The 18697-nt window shown below is 48.9% G+C and carries 19 protein-coding genes; 8 read left to right on the top strand and 11 right to left on the bottom strand.

Annotated features, from left to right (window positions below):
* Positions 1 to 45: 45 nt before the first annotated feature.
* Both MHM94_RS18115 and MHM94_RS18120 read left to right on the top strand, forming a co-directional pair.
* Complete coding sequence (locus MHM94_RS18115) at positions 46 to 1032, top strand: hypothetical protein (protein ID WP_235420152.1); 987 nt, start codon at positions 46 to 48, stop codon at positions 1030 to 1032.
* Positions 1029 to 1241, top strand: coding sequence for a SlyX family protein (locus MHM94_RS18120; RefSeq protein ID WP_022945931.1), 213 nt, complete (start codon positions 1029 to 1031; stop codon positions 1239 to 1241). The genes MHM94_RS18115 and MHM94_RS18120 overlap by 4 nt, the downstream gene beginning before the upstream one ends.
* Here the strand turns inward: MHM94_RS18120 and MHM94_RS18125 are convergent, their stop codons facing one another.
* Positions 1242 to 1442 carry a YheV family putative zinc ribbon protein gene (locus MHM94_RS18125; protein ID WP_022945930.1) on the bottom strand — a complete coding sequence of 67 codons (201 nt, stop codon included), beginning with the start codon at positions 1440 to 1442 and terminating at the stop codon, positions 1242 to 1244.
* Between the two features lie 133 nt (positions 1443 to 1575).
* Between MHM94_RS18125 and MHM94_RS18130 the strand changes: the two genes are divergently transcribed.
* The 5 genes from MHM94_RS18130 (at position 1576) to MHM94_RS18150 (ending at position 5580) form a co-directional block, all read left to right on the top strand.
* Positions 1576 to 3489, top strand: a complete 1914-nt coding sequence (locus MHM94_RS18130) for an ATP-binding cassette domain-containing protein (protein WP_045979526.1) — start codon at positions 1576 to 1578, stop codon at positions 3487 to 3489.
* Complete coding sequence (locus MHM94_RS18135) at positions 3476 to 3949, top strand: TIGR02444 family protein (RefSeq protein ID WP_170268939.1); 474 nt, start codon at positions 3476 to 3478, stop codon at positions 3947 to 3949. The genes MHM94_RS18130 and MHM94_RS18135 overlap by 14 nt, the downstream gene beginning before the upstream one ends.
* Before the next feature lie 85 nt (positions 3950 to 4034).
* Positions 4035 to 4181, top strand: a complete 147-nt coding sequence (locus MHM94_RS18140) for a hypothetical protein (RefSeq protein WP_165381132.1) — start codon at positions 4035 to 4037, stop codon at positions 4179 to 4181.
* Between the two features lie 164 nt (positions 4182 to 4345).
* Positions 4346 to 5320, top strand: a complete 975-nt coding sequence (locus MHM94_RS18145) for a hydrolase (protein ID WP_026111259.1) — start codon at positions 4346 to 4348, stop codon at positions 5318 to 5320.
* Positions 5317 to 5580: a YheU family protein gene (locus MHM94_RS18150; RefSeq protein WP_138547935.1), complete on the top strand. Its 264-nt coding sequence runs from the start codon at positions 5317 to 5319 to the stop codon at positions 5578 to 5580. Before MHM94_RS18145 ends, MHM94_RS18150 begins: the two co-directional genes overlap by 4 nt.
* 139 nt (positions 5581 to 5719) lie before the next feature.
* Here MHM94_RS18150 and MHM94_RS18155 read toward each other — a convergent pair whose 3' ends face one another.
* Positions 5720 to 6112: a hypothetical protein gene (locus MHM94_RS18155; RefSeq protein WP_130147969.1), complete on the bottom strand. Its 393-nt coding sequence runs from the start codon at positions 6110 to 6112 to the stop codon at positions 5720 to 5722.
* Between the two features lie 224 nt (positions 6113 to 6336).
* On the opposite strand from MHM94_RS18155, the gene MHM94_RS18160 reads away from it, so the two are divergent.
* Positions 6337 to 7530 (top strand): dipeptidase, encoded by a 1194-nt coding sequence (locus MHM94_RS18160; RefSeq protein ID WP_022945922.1) that lies wholly within the window; start codon positions 6337 to 6339, stop codon positions 7528 to 7530.
* A gap of 49 nt (positions 7531 to 7579) precedes the next feature.
* Here the strand turns inward: MHM94_RS18160 and MHM94_RS18165 are convergent, their stop codons facing one another.
* The 9 genes from MHM94_RS18165 to MHM94_RS18205 form a co-directional block, all read right to left on the bottom strand.
* Positions 7580 to 9001 carry a YdiU family protein gene (locus tag MHM94_RS18165; protein WP_138547936.1) on the bottom strand — a complete coding sequence of 474 codons (1422 nt, stop codon included), beginning with the start codon at positions 8999 to 9001 and terminating at the stop codon, positions 7580 to 7582.
* A gap of 8 nt (positions 9002 to 9009) precedes the next feature.
* Complete coding sequence (locus MHM94_RS18170; protein WP_235420151.1) at positions 9010 to 9702, bottom strand: DNA-3-methyladenine glycosylase I; 693 nt, start codon at positions 9700 to 9702, stop codon at positions 9010 to 9012.
* A 64-nt stretch (positions 9703 to 9766) separates the two neighbouring features.
* Positions 9767 to 10711, bottom strand: coding sequence for a hypothetical protein (locus MHM94_RS18175; RefSeq protein WP_235420150.1), 945 nt, complete (start codon positions 10709 to 10711; stop codon positions 9767 to 9769).
* Entirely contained in the window at positions 10708 to 11775 is a 1068-nt protein-coding gene (locus MHM94_RS18180) for a vWA domain-containing protein (protein WP_235420149.1), read from the bottom strand. The genes MHM94_RS18175 and MHM94_RS18180 overlap by 4 nt, the downstream gene beginning before the upstream one ends.
* A 6-nt stretch (positions 11776 to 11781) precedes the next feature.
* Positions 11782 to 12552: a MotA/TolQ/ExbB proton channel family protein gene (locus MHM94_RS18185; RefSeq protein WP_130147963.1), complete on the bottom strand. Its 771-nt coding sequence runs from the start codon at positions 12550 to 12552 to the stop codon at positions 11782 to 11784.
* A gap of 131 nt (positions 12553 to 12683) precedes the next feature.
* Positions 12684 to 14672, bottom strand: a complete 1989-nt coding sequence (locus MHM94_RS18190) for a PEGA domain-containing protein (RefSeq protein WP_235420148.1) — start codon at positions 14670 to 14672, stop codon at positions 12684 to 12686.
* Between the two features lie 5 nt (positions 14673 to 14677).
* Complete coding sequence (locus tag MHM94_RS18195) at positions 14678 to 16114, bottom strand: hypothetical protein (protein WP_235420147.1); 1437 nt, start codon at positions 16112 to 16114, stop codon at positions 14678 to 14680.
* A gap of 23 nt (positions 16115 to 16137) precedes the next feature.
* Entirely contained in the window at positions 16138 to 17403 is a 1266-nt protein-coding gene (locus MHM94_RS18200) for a hypothetical protein (RefSeq protein ID WP_235420146.1), read from the bottom strand.
* A 14-nt stretch (positions 17404 to 17417) separates the two neighbouring features.
* On the bottom strand, positions 17418 to 17927 hold the full coding sequence (locus MHM94_RS18205; RefSeq protein WP_235420145.1) for a hypothetical protein: 510 nt from the start codon (positions 17925 to 17927) through the stop codon (positions 17418 to 17420).
* Positions 17928 to 18697 lie beyond the last annotated feature (770 nt).

Raw genomic sequence — 18697 nt, forward strand, 5'->3', positions numbered from 1 at the left:
GTCTAACTGCTTGCGACAGCAGAGTTAAGGGACGCTGGTAAATTTATGTTAATAATTCGCTCACTCTCCATTGTTATCTGCTTAGCGCTCTTAATTGCTTGCCAGCCACAACATTCGGATGCCATAAAGCAGTATCAACATGCCAGCGCAGGGGCTTTTGATGCCGCCATTTCTGCCGATGGCCAATACAGCTTGGTCTCCACCATAGAACATGGTGTCGCAGTCTGGGACAATCAAGCCAATGCGTTAAAATTTCAATGGTACCTTAAAGAAGATGAACAGAATCTTGTTATCGCATTAGCTATTGCCGACGACAATAGCACCGCTGTTACGGCAACTAAAACAGAGTTTGCAGTGTGGGATATACAAAGCGGTGAGAACCTTGGCTTTTATAGCATTAAGGCGTCTCACATTCGTGACATCGCCATAGCAAATCAAGGCCGTTATGTGCTTTATGGTCGTGCTGATGGGGTCGCTGTGCATGTAGATTTACAAACCGGGCGGCGCATTGAGTTTTTAGGCCATCAAGAGAAAATTAACGCCGTCGCCTTATCACCTAACGGCCGCTACGCGCTAAGCGGTGCCAATGACTACGCAGCTTATCTGTGGGATACGCGAAGTGGCCAAGTGGTCTATCGCTTTAACCATGCTAGTCGCGTCACCCAAGTTGCACTCGACCCTCAAGGGCGCTTCGCTTTTAGTGCTGGGAGCAAACGCCAAGCGAGTATTTGGGATTTGCGCACAGGTGCACAACACAGCCAATTGCAGTATATTGCGCGACAAAAGATTTTCAGCGCGGTGCGCTTTTCCAACGATGGTCAGTGGCTGGCTACAGGTTCGCCTAGCCGCGAGCTTGCGCTATGGGAGACTCAGTCAGGTAAGCGAGTATTAGACTACCAAGTGGCAGCTAGAGCAAATAGCCAGCCAAAATCTGCGGTGGTGTTTGCCGTCGCCTTTACCAACAACAATCAATTACTCACGGAGAGCTCCAGCGGCTTGAGTGAATATTTCAACATAAAGGGCATACCATGAACCAATTAGAAACACGTATAGAGAACCTTGAAGCCAAGGTAGCGTTTCAAGACGAAACGATTGATGTGCTCAATGATGAAATCAAGGCCCACCAGCAGCAACTCGCTAAAATGCGCCGACAAATGGAATTACTGGGTGAGAAGCTAAGAGAAGTGCAAAGTAACTCCGGTGGCACGCAAGAACTTGAGCCACCACCGCCGCATTATTAATTATTCCGGCTTGAAAACGCCAATCACTTGTTCAAACTGACGCGTGGACGCCTGCACGGCGTTTTCGGGCTGGGTCATAATATGGCCACATTGCACGCACTGCACTTTTTCTACATCGTGCTCTTTATATAGCATCATGGTGTCCATTTGCTGACATTCAGGGCAGCTAGCCCCTGCGATAAAGCGCTTTTTCTGTTTCATTATCATTACCTCTTTGGCCATCGCCGCGTGTGGCTCGGTGCAGCAACTGCCGCTAGTGTATCACAAAAACTTTCCCGCTTGAGTGTGCTGGCCGTGTTATCATTCGCACATTACTAATTAGCGTGCAGTAACTATGATTCAGATTACCGATATCGAGCTTTTACGCGGCCCTAAATGCTTGTTAAAAAATGCCAATGCCACTTTGTTCCCGCAGCATAAAGTGGGCCTAGTGGGCAGCAACGGGTGCGGTAAATCAAGCCTGTTTGCCCTACTCAAAGGTGAGCTACAACTCGATGCAGGCAACGCTAAGGTGCCAAAAGAGTGGTCTATAGCCTCGGTAAAGCAGGAAACGCCTGCATTGGCGATTACTGCCTTGGAATACGTGCTACAAGGTAATCCGGATTACTACGCGTTGCGTTGTCAGCTTAAACAAGCAGAGCAACAAGGCGATGGCGAGACACAAGCTCAAGTGCACCAACAGCTTGAGCTGATGAAGGGCTATAGTATTGAGGCCAAAGCTGGCGAATTGCTGCATGGTCTCGGTTTTTCCAATACCCAAATAGACTATGCGGTCAGTGACTTCTCTGGTGGTTGGCGTATGCGCTTGAATTTGGCGCAAGCGTTGATCCGTGATGCCGATTTATTGTTGCTGGATGAACCTACTAACCACCTAGACTTAGACGCTGTATATTGGCTCGAACGATTTTTACGCAGCTATGCCGGGACCTTGGTTCTGATTTCTCACGACCGGGAGTTCTTAGATGCAGTAGTCGGTGAGATTTGGCATATCGATCAGCAGCAAATTAATGTTTATAAAGGTAACTACTCTCAATTTGAGCGACAAAAAGCCGAGCGTTTAGCGCAACAACAAGCGCAATTCGACAAGCAACAAGAGCAAATTGCTCACCTGGAAAAGTTTATAACCCGCTTTAAAGCGAAAGCCAGCAAGGCCAAACAGGCGCAAAGCCGCGTGAAAGCGCTGGAGCGCATGGAAAAACTGGCGCCTGCGCATGTCGACTCGCCGTTTGATTTTAGCTTTGCAGAGCCGGATGCCCTGCCCAACCCCTTGATTGCCCTCGATGGCGCCCAGGCCGGCTATGGTGATACCACCATTTTACACAGTATTAAGTTAAATCTAGTCCCGGGCAGCCGCATTGCCTTACTCGGGCGCAATGGCGCAGGTAAATCGACATTAATTAAGCTACTAGCCCAAGAGTTGGCCCCGCAAGCGGGTGATGTATTTTTCCACCAAGGCCTCAAAGTGGGTTACTTTGCCCAGCACCAGCTTGAAGCGCTTGATTTACAAGCAAGTCCGGTAACCCATTTACAGCGCCTAAACCCGCAGGCCAGCGAGCAATCGCTACGCGACTTTTTGGGTGGCTTTGCCTTTATCGGCGATAAAGCTTTGGACCCTGTAGCACCGTTTTCAGGCGGTGAAAAAGCACGTTTGGTATTGGCCATGTTAGTGTATCAAAAGCCCAATTTACTGCTGCTGGATGAGCCCACTAACCACCTTGACTTAGAGATGCGTCATGCCCTCGTGATGGCACTACAAAGTTTTGATGGCGCCATGGTCACCGTGTCCCACGATCGCCACCTATTGAAAAATACCGCCGATGAGTTTTACTTGGTTGATAGCGGCGAAGTTCGCCAGTTTGGCTATGACTTAGATGCTTACTACCAGTGGCTAACGAAGGCTAACCAAGAGCAAAAGCAGACTCAGGTTGAGCCCGATAAAGCCAACTCCAGCGCCAACAGAAAAGAGCAAAAGCGCAAAGAAGCAGAGTTTCGCAAACATGTGCAACCGCTAAAAAAAGCCATCGACAAGCTGGAAAAACAGCTCGATACACTCGCGCCCAAGCTGGCCGATATTGAAAGTCAGCTCAGCGACAATAGTGTTTACGAGGAGCAGCATAAAGAGAGACTAAAACAATTATTGGCTCAGCAGAGCGATTATGCTCAGCAGCAGGAGGCTGCCGAAGAACAACTGCTCGAGCATATGGATGAACTTGAGCAACAGGAGCAGGCCTTTTATGAAAGCAATTGATGCCGCCGATTTTTGGCAATTCAGCCTAAGTGTGTATGACAATGAGCAAGTACAAAAAACCTTGCTTAATTGGCAAAATGATTATGGTCTGAACGTCAATCTGTGTTTATTTTTGGCTTACTTAGATTATCAACATGTGGCACTTCAAGCAGAGCAGTTAGACTCCTTGATAGCCAGCATTGGCGATTTTAATGAGCATGCACTGCAACCACTGCGTGATATTCGCGGTTACCTCAAACGCAACCAAAGCAGTGTTGTGAACTACAATAATATTCGCACACAGATACTGGACTTAGAGCTGGCCATGGAAAAGCTGCAGCAGCATCAACTTGTGAGCGCCTGCAACACCTTAACTCTGCGCCATAATCCCCAGGCTTTTAACCTCGCATTGTATTTACCTAATGCGTTATTGCCATTAAAAGCTGATCTGGATCAAGCTCTACACCAAAGCCCTGCTTAAGGCCAACGCGATATTGATCTAGGTCATATCTCATCCCCCTGGCGTCCCCTACACTTAACACATCAAAGGAACAGGAGACGCCACCATGCAAGTATTTTTTCGCGACTTTTTCTCAGACCCAGTATTGTTTTTGTCGTTCGGCTTCCTCACTGTAGTGATCCTACTTTGCTTGTTTTATGTGGGCTTTTTTATCAAGAAAGTAATGGACGCTGAGGTTCCTGAAGGACAGTAACAACCAATCACCTCCTCGCTGTGCGAGGTGATAACCAACCAAATTAAGCACGACGCACAAAGCCTCCTCTAATCTCGGTATTAGCGGGGGCTTTATTTTTGTGTCTATAGCCAGCAGTGAAAGTTTGATACTATTAGGCTCTGGATATTCTTGGTTAACATGTTGTGAGCACACATTTTACTCCTGCTTGGTGGATGCCAGGCCGTCACTTACAAACTATCTTACCGCGCTATTTTCGTCCCGGCTTTAAAGTGGCTTATCACCGCGAAGTGATCACCACCGAAGACGATGACTTCCTCGATCTTGCTTGGGCACAGCCCGCACAACCCGATAAGCCGTTGGTGATTATTTTGCATGGCTTGGAAGGCAATATAGATAGTTTTTATGCTAAAGGCATGATGAAGGCATTGCAGCAATCAGGACTTGATGCCGTATTAATGCATTTTCGTAATTGCTCTGGCGAAGTGAACCGCCAACCTCGCGCTTATCATAGTGGTGAAACCGAGGATCTGGGATTTTTAATTCGCACTTTGCAGCAGCGCTTTGGCCAACGCCCCTTAGCGGCCGTGGGCTTTTCGTTAGGGGGAAATGTACTGGCCAAATACCTGGGTGAGCAAGGTGAAAAAAGTGGTCTCAGCGCTGCGGCAGTGGTCAGCGCTCCCCATGACTTATCCAGTTCATGTCAGGTGATTCGTAAGAGTCTAGGAAAGATTTATCAGCACTACCTACTCGGTAGAATGAAAAAGTCCATGGCGCGTAAACTTCCCCAGCTGCAAGACACGCTGGCACTCAATGAACAACAGTTACGCAATATTAATGACCTATGGGATTTTGATAATCAAGTGACGGCGCCACTGCATGGCTTTACCGATGCTGAGGACTATTACCTAAAGAGCAGTGCCAAGCCCTATTTAAAACGCATAGCCACCCCCACATTAATAATTCATGCCGAGGATGACCCGATGCTGGCACCCGAAGCCGTGCCACGCCCTGAGGATGTGTCACATGCCGTCGACTTACGCGTATCCAAGCGCGGAGGCCATGTTGGATTTATTAGCAATAAAGGCCTATTTGGGGTGGAGTTTTGGCTCGAGAAAGCCGTCCCAGAGTTTTTTGCCAAACACCTAGGACAATCATGATTATTCCCTATAAAGAACTAAGTAAAGAAGCACTTACCAACCTTATAGAGCAGTTCATCCTGCGTGAAGGAACCGACTATGGTGAAACCGAAGTGGGCAACCAAACTAAAATTGAGCAGGTTCTGACACAACTGAAAAACGGCGAAGCACTGATTGTGTACTCTGAGCTTCATGAAGAAGTGAACATTATGAGTGCACAGCAGTTTAAGCAAATGCAGGCCGAAGAAGGGGATTACCAAATCGATCGCGATGAGTTTTAACTCATCGCCCCGGAGGATACAAACTCAATAAGGTACTAACGCCTGCGAATCCAGCAACGCTTTGCAAAACACCTCTCATACATGTCGCTTAAGCACTTTCCAAAGGCTCGCTGATCCGCATCGGCTAAATAAAAAGCGCTCAGTTATTCATAAACTCTTGGATAAAAGCCTCGCTAGCGACGTTTAAACATTGTGTAGTGATACTGGCATCCATCAACTGCCTGCGACCAAACCGACTACCTGTACACCGCCCTATTTTGCCACCCCATTCAGTCGCTTGTGCACGCGATGTAATTGCATTTGGCACCTGCGGAGCAATAGACGCCATGCACTCGGAAAGGTGGTTTTGAGTATGCTGCACACATTGATTGAAATTATAAGTGAAACAAACACGGGCAAATTGCTCGGGCTGACAAAACATCTCCGGAAACTGTTGTTCAAACATATCGAGGAAATGATCCGATGCTAGCTCTTTTTGCGCCAAAGAACTCAGGGGAAGAAGCGAGATAAACGCAATTATCGCCTTTTTCATTATATGTTCTCAACAGGATAAGTTTGCTTCGCGGTACCGGTTGAACTGTTATATAAGATGGCATTTTCAGGTGGCATTGCGTACTCCTTGCTAAAACGAACTTCCTTGCTGTCTACATTATATGCACGGCTGTTCGGTTGGCAACCACCGCGCTGCACTTGAGTTACCGGCTAATTCTAGCGACAATGGTTCACTCACTACGATAACAATAAAGAGCGGCAGATATGAAACTTTCCACCCTAGGCGCAGCGCTAGCAATCGCACTAGGCAGCACAAGTGTTGCAGCACAGGATGACTACCAGGCATCAGAAAAAGCAATTCAACTGGCAAAAGACAATATTCTTATCGATACCCATATCGATGTACCCTATCGCATTCACAATAAATGGGATGATGTCAGTAAAGCGACCGAACGCGGTGACTTTGATTACCCGCGTGCTATCGAAGGCGGCCTTAACGCGCCGTTTATGTCTATTTACATCCCCGCCCACTTAGAGTTCGAAGGTAAGGGGAAAAGCTACGAGTTAGCAAACCAACTTATTGATATGATGGAGGCGCTCGCATACCGTGCCCCAGACAAATTTGCCATTGCTGATTCAGTGGCCGATGTTGAGCAGCAGTTTAAAAATGGCGTTATGTCGCTGGCAATGGGGATGGAAAATGGCTCACCCATTGAGGGCGAGCTAAAAAATCTGCACCACTTCTATGAGCGTGGTGTGCGCTATATCACTCTTGCGCACTCGCAAAGTAACCACATTTCTGACTCAAGTTACGATATTCGCCGCAAATGGAAGGGGTTGAGCCCATTTGGTAAAGAGTTAGTACAGGAAATGAATAACGTCGGCATGCTTATTGATGTTTCGCATATTTCCGACGATGCATTTTATCAGGTCATGGATATTTCCAACGTACCGGTTATTGCCTCGCACTCATCGCTGCGTAAGTACACGCCTGGCTTTGAGCGCAACATGGACGATGACATGCTACTCGCGCTGAAGAAAAATGGCGGAGTGATCCAAATAAACTTTGGCTCTAGCTTTGTGACTAACCAAGCCAACACTTGGTACGACCGCCGTGATGAAGCGCAGCAGCAAGCCAAGCAGTCTGGTAAGGACACCACCGACTTTAAAGCCGCATTCCGTAAAAAGAACCCTTTCCCTTATGCCAGTTTAGAGCAAGTGCTGGATCACATTGATCACGTAGTGGAGCTTATTGGCATCGAACACGTCGGTATTGGCTCTGATTACGACGGTGTTGGCGATTCATTGCCGGTGGGTTTAAAAGACGTGTCGACTTACCCTAACCTAGTACAAGGGCTATTAGATCGTGGCTATAGCGACGCCGACATTAAAAAGATTTTAGGCGAGAATCTGCTGCGAGTATGGCGCCAAGCCGAAAGCTACGCCAAAGCCCATTAACTTATAAAGCCCGGTCCATGCCGGGCTTTTTTTACCGAACGCAGGCTTTTTAAGTGCCGCAGAAAGTTTGATACTGCTCATCACTCGTAGTGGGCGGGTGCTGTAGATAGTGATGTTGTGCTTGCACTTGATAAGGGTCTTTTAAAGCCGCCAGCAAGGGCGCAAGCTTGTCACTGTGGCCTTGCTGTTCAAAGTCCGCAATCACCGCTTCGACTTGATGATTACGGGGGATCACCTGGGGGTTTGCCTTACTCATCAAGGTCGCACTTTGGCGCAAGTGTTGGTTCACCACGCTCTGCCATTGCTCTAACCACGGGCCTAAATCCGCTTCAAGTTGAGTCAAGCCCGTTTGTTTACCTTGGCAATAGTCAGTGAGTTGCGCAAAGGTATTGGTAAAATCCAATTGCTGTTGCTGCATGCTCATCAACAGCTCATTAATTAATGGCTCTTGCTCACCGTCCGTTGCCAGTAATCCCAGCTTACTCATCCACATCTGTTTTAATGCCAAATTAAATTTGTCACCAAATTGGTTTAGCGCATTCGTCAGCGCTTCCACCGCCTGTTCTCGCGACGCCGCAAACAGGTCAATTAAGGTCTCAGCAAAGCGCGCTAAGTTCCAGTTGGCCATCTGTGGCTGATTACCATATGCATAGCGGCCTTGGCGATCTATCGAGCTAAAGGCACGATTAAAATCAAATTGATTGATCATCGCACACGGACCGTAGTCTATGGTTTCACCACTCACCAGGGTATTGTCGGTATTCATAACGCCATGAATAAAGCCAACCCGCATCCACTGTACCACCAGCTCAATTTGCTTCGCCATCACCGCATTAAACAAAGCCAGTAAACGCGCGTCCCCCGTTTCACCTGCCAACTCCGGGTAGTGACGAGCAATAGTTAGCTCCACCAGCTGTTGTAAGGCTTGCGTTTCTTGCTGCGCCGCCAAAAACTGAAAGCTGCCGACGCGGATGTGGCTACTAGCAAGACGGCTGACGATGGCACCGGCACTTGGCTGCTGGCGCATAAGGGTCTCGCCGGTTAAGGCCACGCCTAAACAACGGCTGGTAGGCACACCCAACCCTGCCAGCGCCTCACTCATAATAAACTCACGAATTGCGGGCCCTATGGCACAGAGGCCATCGCCGCCACGAGAAAATTGCGTAGCTCCCGAGCCTTTCAGTTGAATATCCCAGCTTAAACCTTGCTCATCCACTAACGCGCCAAGCAAATGTGCCCGCCCATCTCCCAATAACGGCACATAATTGCCAAACTGATGTCCAGCATACGCTAAGGCCGTGGTTTTCTTCACTCCTTGACCCAGCAGCAAGCGCTTTTGCTCATCGTCGCCTAGGCCAAATTGCTCAGCCAGTGGGGCGTTCCATAACAACACTTGGGCTTGCTCGAAGTGCTTAACTTCGGCCTGATGACTCAAGGCTGGAATATGTTGATATGGGTTGTGAAGCTTCATAATTGTCCTTAGCTGGCGATGCCAACACGGTTGTCACCAACACTGTAGGCGATAAGTAAGCTGAGCTCTTGTAAAGAGCGGCCACTTTGTTGTTGCAAGTCATTAAACATAGCTTGAATAGCGGTGAGTGAGCGTTTGCTATGCAAACCACCGTCGATCACCTCGTGGGCGCGGCAATAGGCTTCCACATCCCGCGATAACACAAAGGTGTCTTTGCCCATACTGCGCAGCGCGTAAGCCCCAGTGTTACCACCTAGGCGCGCACCCTGTTTTTTCAAATACTGCCACAGGCCAATAATGTCGGTGCTTGGCCACTGCGCTACGAAGTTGCTAAAACTGCCGTGCTGCTGCGCTGTTTCATAGATCATATAGCAATTTTCGGGCACCGTTTGTACCTTTTTAAAATTGCGCACAATGCGCTCATCAGCGGCCTTTTGCTCGAGTATTTCTGGCGACATCATCAGCAGCTTATCGATATTGAAGTCCCAAAAAACCTCACGAAACCCTGACCATTTGGCATTAATAACCGACCAATAAAAGCCACTTTGAAATATCTTACGAGTAAATTCTTCTAACCAGGCATCATCACTAAGGCGCTGCAGTTGTGCGGTGCTCAGGGGTTGACTCAATAAGGCTTCTAGCTGCGCTGACGAGCCTTTTCGCTCAAGCGCACGCTCGTATATAGCGCGATAGGTTTCCATAACGTACTTACCAATAGACTCTATAGCCGCTATTTAAACATGCGAGCAGCATCAGGAGAAGGCTCTATAAGCCCATAAAAGTGCCGTTGTTTTGTCGCGCCACTTCGCGCATTAACGTGGAGAACTTGATCATATCCCGCGAGGCCCCGCTATGGCGTTTAAAGGCGATACCATGAATCCGAGCAATGGGTTTATTGCCATGGTTTCGATTGAGGCGATTAATTTGTGCCAATGCTGCATCATAGCTAGTGCCGGTATAATCATCACCAAACACATACAGGGCTAAATCACCTTGGTAACGGGCATAAGCCTTTAAGCTGGCGGCAATCCCCTCAACCGGTGAACTGTTTGAGCTGCCACTCCAATGCTGCAATCCCCGTAATACCCCGGCTCGTTGCGCTTTACTGTCGCTACGCCATGAACCGAGTTGACTGCCACCTAACACATCACCGTTATCGGATAATACCTGAAAGCCGGTAACTTGAGGGTGGTTGTTAAGTACCTCATCCAGCGTTGTTAACACACGCGGCCAAATTGTCTTCATTGACCCTGAGGTGTCGATAATAAACACCACATAATTACTATCTACCGGAATGCCGCCTACTTCATCATCACGAGCTGGGGCCTGAGCCGCGCTAATGGCTGCTCGTTGGCGTTCAATTAAGCTTTGTTCGAGGCCAGAGGCGGCATCGCTCAGTTGCTGCACGTTATTTTTGGCACGGGCCACTTGCGCTTCCAGTGCGCGTTGCTGGGTGGCATTACTGGCACCTTGTGCTTGCGCCTGCGCCAATGCTTGCTCACTTTGCTTAAGCGCTTGCTGTAATTGCTGTAGTTGCTGCTCGGCGCCATCGAGGGCAATCACTAGATTGGCAACTTGACCGGCGTCGTTATACTCGCCCTGATCGGCATTTTTTGCTAATAAAATAAGCATAACAACCGCCCCAAAGGCACAGGAGATAATATCCAAAAACGACAGGCTGAATATCTCTATGGGCTCGCGTCTTTTCATGGCCAACTCCCTGCCGGGCTTATCATTAAGCCACCGGTGGCATTCGCCCAGTTCCAATAAAGAGCCGGAGCTAAAGGGTCGCCCTCAAGCGGTAACAACACAATATGGGTGGGCACCTTTGGGGCCGCCTCGGCAACACTAAACTGATGAATACGCGCACGGCAGTCACCATCAATTGTTTTCATATTGCCGCTCAGGGGTTTGCAGTTTTTAGTTTCCCGAAACCCGGGGGCACCGGCCATCATGGTGGGTAAGCCATCGGTAATGATATACAGGGCATCAAGGTTTTCCAAGGTACTGCGCATCGTCTTTAAAGCGGTATATAAGTCTGTACCATGCTCTGGCACCAAGGCATCAATATCGGCAACGATGGCTTGCATGCTGGACTCAACTTTGGCCGAATTGATAGCGCGCAGACCCAGTACTTGGGTGCTGGAGTTAAAGCTTATGACGCTGACTTGAGCATTGTTAGGAAGGCGCGCTAACAGCCATTTTGCTACGCGCTTAGTGCGCAGCCATTTAGGTCCTTGCTGTTTTTGCTGCACCGAGCCAATTTTTCGCCGGATCACCTGAATTAACTGCTCATCGGTCATTGACGCACTGGTATCAATCAAGATACCAATGCGCTGGCCCTCGACCTTAAGGCCCAACAAGTATTGCTCTTCACCACTCCCACTCAAGGCGACAGGATCATCGGCCTTGGCCGGCCCCGCTGCGGCAATTGACTGCTGCAACTGAGCAACGAGTGCTTGTTGCTGCGCTAAGGCCTGCTGCGCCGCTTGTTGAATCACTTGCAATGCCTCCACCCGCGCTTTACTGATCTGCCCATCCGCCTGCGCTTGCTGAACTTGCGCGCTCATATCGTCCAGCTGTGCTTGTGCTGTCTGAACACGCTGCTCTGCAGCCGCCAACTGCTGCTGTAAGCGCTCTATTTCGGTGCTGGGCACTGCTGTATAAGCTTGAAACTTAATGACAATTAAGATCAGCAATACCGCGCCAAGGCCACATGCCATGACGTCTAAAAAAGATAGGTTAACCCCCTGCTCAGCGCGGCGTTTAAACATCAGCAGTTACTTATGCAAATGCGTCAACAGATGGGTTTCACAGTTGTTTTTGGTCTTCAACACCATTTCATCTTGGCGGTTATTTAAGTGGAACAACACATACATCAAGACAATGGACAGCAGCAGTGACACTAAGGTTGAATTAAAGGCCACGCCAAGCTTATCGACCATGCCGGCAATATCCCCAGCGACGGCTTCTTCGGCCTTGGCCAGCGCCGAGCCGATACCACGCACTGTGCCGACAAATCCGATACTGGGAATGGCCCAAATGAAAAAGCGGATCATGGCGTTACCTGCCTCTAACTGCGCGGCAAGAGACTCGACGCTATCACGAATCGCATCGGCAGCGTGCTGCACGTTTTGCGTGTTTTTATAACGACGTAAGCAGTTGATCCACGTAGCAACTGAGCTGTTTTTCGCACTTTCGCCTTGTTCCAGATAAGCCAGAGCCTCATCCACAACTAAAGGTTTATCCTTGGCAAAGGTTTGCAAATAATCGAAGGTAAACACCGGCTCCTCTTTACTGACAATGCGGTAATATTTGTAGGCCATCAGAATCAAGCAGAATATAGCCAAAGTGATACAAGCCTGTTGCTCGGCATCTTTGAGTATTACCCATACATTCGCTGTGGCTCCGGCCCCATGAGCGGCAATAGCGGCCTCAGCAGCGGGACGAATAAGGCCCTGATACAAGAGGTGCACAACAACGACGGTAAGCACAAACACACTCACCGACACCCAAAGTGGTAAATTCATGCGCGTATTATCACTACTCATAGTGCATCCTTAAATATCAACGGGGAAAGTGGCCGGCGAGTCGAGGCTAATTTTTGCAGCCACCGCCACTCCCCCTACCGTGCATGCCAGTATGACACTGACTAAGCCGACAATAAGTTTACGTTTCATTTTTACCTCTCATAACGCGCTATGCGAAAGCCAATAGTGGCACTTGGCCCGTCGCTGATGATCTTTCCTGCGCCGCGCAGCGATTGCATGCGCCCAGATAAATAATTGCCCCCTTTAGCAATGGGGTTCCCAGTAGAGCGCGGCCCGGTGTAGTCGATATGCACTTTGCTCAGATCTGGAGTAACATAAGAGCTGCTATCAAACACCCACTCACTGACATTGCCTGCCAAATCATACAGCCCCGCTTTATCAGCGCGAAAGCTACCGACTGGGGCTTTGTTAGCGAAGCCATCTTGATAGTTGGCAAAGTAGAAAGGCTGCTGACCCTTTAAACTGCTATCAGCAAAGTTACCTGCATCACGAGGAATACGCTCACTATCGCCCCATACATATTTAGTGGCGCGAGCGCGTTTTGCTTTTTTCGCCAACCATTCCCACTCCGCCTCCGTTAATAACCGGTAACCTCGTGCTTGTGGGTTAATACCAAGCAATTGGTTATTGGCGATGCGATAGTAAGGTGTCAGCGCCTCTTGCTCACTCAACCAATTACAGTATTGCAGCGCGCGTAGCCAAGAGATATTGCTCACGGGTAAAGGGGATGGAGCGACATCGTTGGCGAAGGCACTGAATTGCGCTTCGCTGATCTCATGCGCCGACACCCACACTGTTCGTGAAAAATCGACCTTTACCGGAAACTCATTGCGTTTACGACCTATTTCATTTTGCGGCGAACCCATGGTAAAGGCATCCATAGAGAAACGCTTCATGTCTATACCTAAGGTTGATACAAACAAAGGCCGCCCTTCCCTACGCCGAGCGTCAAACTCGGTTAATAGCTCAACATGCATAGTGGTTGGGTGCTCAGCGCTCGGTGTAAGCTTTTTGTGTACCGCGCGATAGCCCGGTTTTGCCACCTTCACATCATGGGCCAACGCTGGCAACATGGTGGTCAATGGGGTAGCAGCCACAGGTTGCTCATCAATATACACCTGAGCTTGGACATTACTGGTAATAGTCACCTTGCCTTGCTCAGGCTTAAGAGTAATAGGATACGCCTTATGGGCCTGCGGCGGTAAAATCACCTTGCTATTAAAGCTGTAAAACCCCGGTTTGACATAACGCACGCTGTGCATGGTATTGGCATCAACCGAGAGCTCTGTCTCACTGACCAACTGACCGTTAACAAATAAGCTGCCGCCACTTGGCTGCAAGGTAAAAGCGAGGGTTGCTTGTTGCGCCTTGAGTTGATAGTTACGCTCCACACTTGGAAACTGCTCGGTTACCTCGATCTCTTCGGTACTGTCTCTGTAGCCCTGCTTTTGCACGGTGAGTTGATAAACACCCCCACTAACGGAGAGGGAGAATGGCGTTTGCCCTTGAAGCTGGTCATTGACATAGACATCCGCCCCGCTGGGGACGGAAGCAACGTTCAACGCGCCCTTAATAGGCTTAAGTAAAGGCTCAAGGGTTAATGTTTGTGCACGCTCTAGTTCAATGCGCTTTTGCCAGCGCTGGTAGTAAGGGTTCTCTATGCTTAACTGGTATTGCCCTTGCTCAAGGGGCTCACTGATGGCCGCGCCTTTGCCCAGTAATTGCCCATCCACGACCCACAAGGTATGCTCGGCGAAGGGCACGGATACTTTTGCTGCCAGCGTGCCCGGCTTTGGCTTCAGCTCCACCTCTACCACACTGGCTGTGTTGGCTGTGATTTGCTGTGCATGGTCATAGTATGTTGGTGATGAAACTTGCACGCTCACATCACTGGCTAAGCGATATAGTACATTGTCAGACAACCACCCCATGCCTGAGGTAACCTTAAACTGCGCCTGTTGCGCAGCAGGCTCAGGTGAGACCTTAATGGTGTGGCCTTTAACTACAAATAGATAGACAACAACCGTAAGTGCTAACAACAGCGCTAGCAAAGCACCAATAAGCATTGGCAACAAAGTGCTTTTTTGTCGCTGCTTGAGTTGTGCGTCTAAATCAGACATAGATCTTAAATCCTTTTAGTACAGGCTATGGTGAGCGATACGCTGTGGCTGTCACTGTTCACGATGAGTTTCTCTTTTACCGTGACATAGCCAGAGCGTCGCCCCTCGATGGTATAGCTGCCGGGCAACAACGGAAGCGTTTTTTCAGTAAACTCACCAAGGCGCTCAACACCAAAAATTCGTACCTGGGTCTCGCCATCTGATAGCAAAGTGATCTGCACCGGCGTGCTCATCTCTTTTAGGTGCGCACGTAAGGTATCAATACTACGAGCTAAATCCCGGGAGTAGGGTTTGAGTGGTTGAGCGCTCGTGAGCGCTTGTTCGGCTTGAGCACGTATGCTGCTATCACTTAAACGCTGTGGCCGCGTTAAATACACATTAAGGTTTTGCTTGGCGGCTAACACCTCGCGTCCTCGTGCGGCTAGCGCAGTAATAGTGCTATCTCCTGGCGCCTGCTGTAGGTATTGCTCGGCTAACCGAATAACCTGTTGCCACTGTTGCTGCTCGCTGGCTTGTAGCAGCAAAGCACGCGTTTGCTCGGTGCTCAATTGCCTTTGCTGTTTAGCTAACTGAGCCTTTAGCAGCGCCAGAGTATTCTTATCACCTTGCAATTGTGCAATACGCGATATCGCTTGCTGAGCCTGTTGCAACTGCTGTTGTTGTAACGCCTGCTGAGCCAGCTCTACGGCTGCACTCAATTGGGTTTGTCGCAATGATTCTTGAGCCGCTGCTAATTTTTGTTTTAGCTCATCTCGGTTGGGTTGCACTTGAACGAGCTGTTGCAATGCAGTGACTTGCTTAGGTACATCTCGCTCCGCTAACGCTCCTTGATAAACGCGCCACCAGTGCTGTTGCTGCGCAAAACCATCAATGCGCTGTTGCAACTCCTTGATGCGCGTATCTTGGTCATTAACCGCCGTTAACTTTTGCACATATAACTGCGCTTCCTGCGGGCGCTGCTGAGTCAATGCCTGTTCAGCTTGTTGATACCAGCTATCAGCTGCCTCAAGCCAGTGCTTCTGTAACTTTTCAGCCATGGCTATCGAATGCTTAAGGTGCGTTTCAACCTCGCGGAATTGGCGTTGGGCAAAGGCTTGCAAGGCCAGTTCATAGGCCTGCGTTGCTTGTTGGTGCTTAGCTGGGGCAAAGGATTGAATCTGACTTCGGGCTAATAGTGGTTGATATTGCTGCTCATAAGCAAGTATCGCCTGCTGCGCTTGCTCACGGTGTTGTTCATTTGCCTCAACAGCGCTGCCTGCCGCCTCTGTCGGCGTGCTGACTTGCTGCTGTACCTCCAAGGTGGTGAAGTAATAAACCGCAATGCCAGTAGCTACCAACAATACGCTAGCTAGGGCAATCGCCACATAAGTACCCACTTGCGATTGGCGAACCTGAGTCTGCTTTTTTAACTGCTCATCTAGTGAGCTTTGTTCTGGTTGCACAACAATGGCCTTAGGTTACTGCATTAGTTTGCACTACTTTCCAACTGGTACATTTTGCGCAAGTGTGCTTTCCATTGCTCATATTGTTCCGCCGCAGTGCCTGTCAGCTCAACTTCTTGTTCATTGAACTCCATCACCTGAGGGCTCAGGGTTAGGTCCAAGCCTTGACCCATTTCGTCAATAACCGCCGACGCTACTCGCAAATTTTCATTGGCCTGATATGCATCTTTCAATAGCCATGCGCTACCCAATGCACCGGCGGTTTTTGCTACCGCTGTGGATGTGGAAGTGGAGTTATTACCCAAGGCGAGCGCGGCAATAAAGCCTAATGCCCCAATAACCGCTTTAGTATTGCGCTCGGACCGCGCTTCGCGCGCCCGTACGGCTTCCGGTAAGGTCTCTCTTTGCCACTTACGATAAGGGCCATTCGTTGTTTGCTGAAATACAGCAAACTGATCCTGTAAACGATCGACGAAAAGCATGTCTTGATTACGCAATACCTCAATGCGCTGCAGCATAGGGTCGTTTTCTGCTGGCATGGCGTTCAGCTCGTACTTGTAGAACTGCGTCCCTCTTTTACTTTCTAATTGTTGCGATAAATACCCAGCAAAAGCATCGGGGGCGTAGTAATGGGCATAACGCACTAGAGTGGTGTTTTTAAGTTGTTGCTTTTGGTGTTCTGACATATCCGTTAACAGCTCATAGACATAATCGGCTACCTCAACAAACACCGGCTCATAAGGGTCTTTATCTTGGTTCATTGCATCGCGAAAGAAGCTTTCCGATACTTGGTGCTCAAAGTCCTCAGTGTCAATGGGTTCACCGCTACTATCGACCACGGTGACTTCTAAACGAATAAATTCTGAGTCTGAATGTAAAACTGTACCTAGCACGTATAAATCGGCACTGGTGTTAGCATTGGGCACCACGGATACGGAACCGAATGCTTTGGTCTTGGCTAAAGCCTGCTTGGTTTCTACGGCAAAACGCTTGGCCTCAGCACGGCGTAGTTGTGGCCATATATCTAACTCATCAAGCTCTTGATAATCAACGTGGCCGGTATCATCGTCGATAGGGAAGCCGGGATTAAAAACAGGAATAGCCACATCTAAATAAATATCGCTGTTATACGTATAGCGCTTCGCCTCGGGAGACGGGCTTTGTGATTGCGTGACGCCCGGCCCCACAGCTATAGGTCCAGTCCGTGTAGTAGTAGACTTGCAACCACTCACCAATAAGAGTGATATCAATAATGCACTCATTAGGTGTATTTGAACTAAATATTTCATGTCACTGCCCATCCTTACTGAGTACAACGATAGTCTTCATACTGCTGCAGTAAAGCACTGCGTGTTGCCTCATTGGTTTCCTTCTGAATCTCTTCGTATAGCATAGTGCAAATTATCGAGTCGTTGTCTTTTGGCGCGACCACTTGCTGCTCTCGACCAGGGCCAGCCTTACGCTCTTTATCATCCACCTCAGTGTTATTTTGTGCTTGCTGTTGTAGCATTTCGTTCTGCCCCTGAGCTTGGTCTTGTGTTTGCCGTGTCGCTTGGGCATTGTTATTTCTTGTACCTTCACCCGCCTGCTGTGCCGCCATGCTTTGTTGCACTTGGTCCATGCAAGTACTGTATCGGTTAACTGAATCAAGTAACGCATTTTCCATTAGGCTAATACGCTCTTCTTTGGTTAATGTTGCCGGATCGACCTCTTCAATCTCTACCGCCGTGCAATCATAGGCGCGATAAGGAGGTTGCTCAGCACTCACTGATAAACTGCTCAATAGTATTAATAGTACAAAGCAAGTACGCATATACCTCCTCGGCAGAGTTCAACTGCTTTATAAAGACAACAGATAGACTATATGTATCGTTTTTTTAGCCATAAAAGCAATCATTAGTTTGTAGGATTTTGTTAGCTGGAGATCTCAACAATGGCATTAATGGTAGCTTTTGCAAGACTGAAGCCTTGCCTATAGGCGTGGGGATCTACTGTTGTTTGGTTCTGTTATGGGTCAGGATTTATCCTGACTAGGTGGTGCAAGGCTAAAGCCTTGCCTACAGGTGCGATAACCGGTGTTTCGCTCTGTTGTAGGTCAGGATTTATCCTGACTAGATGCTGCAAGGCTAAAGCCTTGCCTACAGGTGTGGTGACAGGGGTTTCGGTGTGTTGTAGGTCAGGATTTACCCTGACTAGGATGATGCAAGGCTGAAGCCTTGCCTACAGATATAGATATGGTGACGGGTGTGGGGTTTTTCTGATGTTTAGTTATGTTGTGGGTCAGGATTTACCCTGACTAGGATGATGCAAGGCTGAAGCCTTGCCTACAGATATAGATATGGTGACGGGTGTGGGGTTTTTCTGATGTTTAGTTATGTTGTGGGTCAGGGTTTACCCTGACTAGGTGATACAAGGCTGAAGCCTGGCCTACGGGAGGTTTCTTTTCTACACGCATAAAAAAACCCGCTGCACTGGTGCAACGGGTCTCTCTAATTAGGAGCCTGGTGATGACCTACTTTCACATGGGCGAACCCACACTATCATCGGCGCAGTTCCGTTTCACTTCTGAGTTCGGCATGGGGT

Origin of the sequence: Pseudoalteromonas sp. CNAT2-18.1, from assembly GCF_022347865.1 — a bacterium.
GTDB classification, from domain to species: Bacteria; Pseudomonadota; Gammaproteobacteria; order Enterobacterales; family Alteromonadaceae; genus Pseudoalteromonas; species Pseudoalteromonas ruthenica.

What these genes read in the sequence shown, in the direction of transcription:
- MHM94_RS18115 (WP_235420152.1), top strand. Translation starts at nt 46, where the DNA reads ATGTTAATAATTCGCTCACTCTCCATTGTTATCTGCTTAGCGCTCTTA.
- MHM94_RS18120 (WP_022945931.1), top strand. Translation starts at nt 1,029, where the DNA reads ATGAACCAATTAGAAACACGTATAGAGAACCTTGAAGCCAAGGTAGCG.
- MHM94_RS18125 (WP_022945930.1), bottom strand. Translation starts at nt 1,442, where the DNA reads ATGAAACAGAAAAAGCGCTTTATCGCAGGGGCTAGCTGCCCTGAATGT.
- MHM94_RS18130 (WP_045979526.1), top strand. Translation starts at nt 1,576, where the DNA reads ATGATTCAGATTACCGATATCGAGCTTTTACGCGGCCCTAAATGCTTG.
- MHM94_RS18135 (WP_170268939.1), top strand. Translation starts at nt 3,476, where the DNA reads ATGAAAGCAATTGATGCCGCCGATTTTTGGCAATTCAGCCTAAGTGTG.
- MHM94_RS18140 (WP_165381132.1), top strand. Translation starts at nt 4,035, where the DNA reads ATGCAAGTATTTTTTCGCGACTTTTTCTCAGACCCAGTATTGTTTTTG.
- MHM94_RS18150 (WP_138547935.1), top strand. Translation starts at nt 5,317, where the DNA reads ATGATTATTCCCTATAAAGAACTAAGTAAAGAAGCACTTACCAACCTT.
- MHM94_RS18155 (WP_130147969.1), bottom strand. Translation starts at nt 6,112, where the DNA reads ATGAAAAAGGCGATAATTGCGTTTATCTCGCTTCTTCCCCTGAGTTCT.
- MHM94_RS18160 (WP_022945922.1), top strand. Translation starts at nt 6,337, where the DNA reads ATGAAACTTTCCACCCTAGGCGCAGCGCTAGCAATCGCACTAGGCAGC.
- MHM94_RS18165 (WP_138547936.1), bottom strand. Translation starts at nt 9,001, where the DNA reads ATGAAGCTTCACAACCCATATCAACATATTCCAGCCTTGAGTCATCAG.
- MHM94_RS18170 (WP_235420151.1), bottom strand. Translation starts at nt 9,702, where the DNA reads ATGGAAACCTATCGCGCTATATACGAGCGTGCGCTTGAGCGAAAAGGC.
- MHM94_RS18175 (WP_235420150.1), bottom strand. Translation starts at nt 10,711, where the DNA reads ATGAAAAGACGCGAGCCCATAGAGATATTCAGCCTGTCGTTTTTGGAT.
- MHM94_RS18180 (WP_235420149.1), bottom strand. Translation starts at nt 11,775, where the DNA reads ATGTTTAAACGCCGCGCTGAGCAGGGGGTTAACCTATCTTTTTTAGAC.
- MHM94_RS18185 (WP_130147963.1), bottom strand. Translation starts at nt 12,552, where the DNA reads ATGAGTAGTGATAATACGCGCATGAATTTACCACTTTGGGTGTCGGTG.
- MHM94_RS18190 (WP_235420148.1), bottom strand. Translation starts at nt 14,672, where the DNA reads ATGTCTGATTTAGACGCACAACTCAAGCAGCGACAAAAAAGCACTTTG.
- MHM94_RS18200 (WP_235420146.1), bottom strand. Translation starts at nt 17,403, where the DNA reads ATGAAATATTTAGTTCAAATACACCTAATGAGTGCATTATTGATATCA.
- MHM94_RS18205 (WP_235420145.1), bottom strand. Translation starts at nt 17,927, where the DNA reads ATGCGTACTTGCTTTGTACTATTAATACTATTGAGCAGTTTATCAGTG.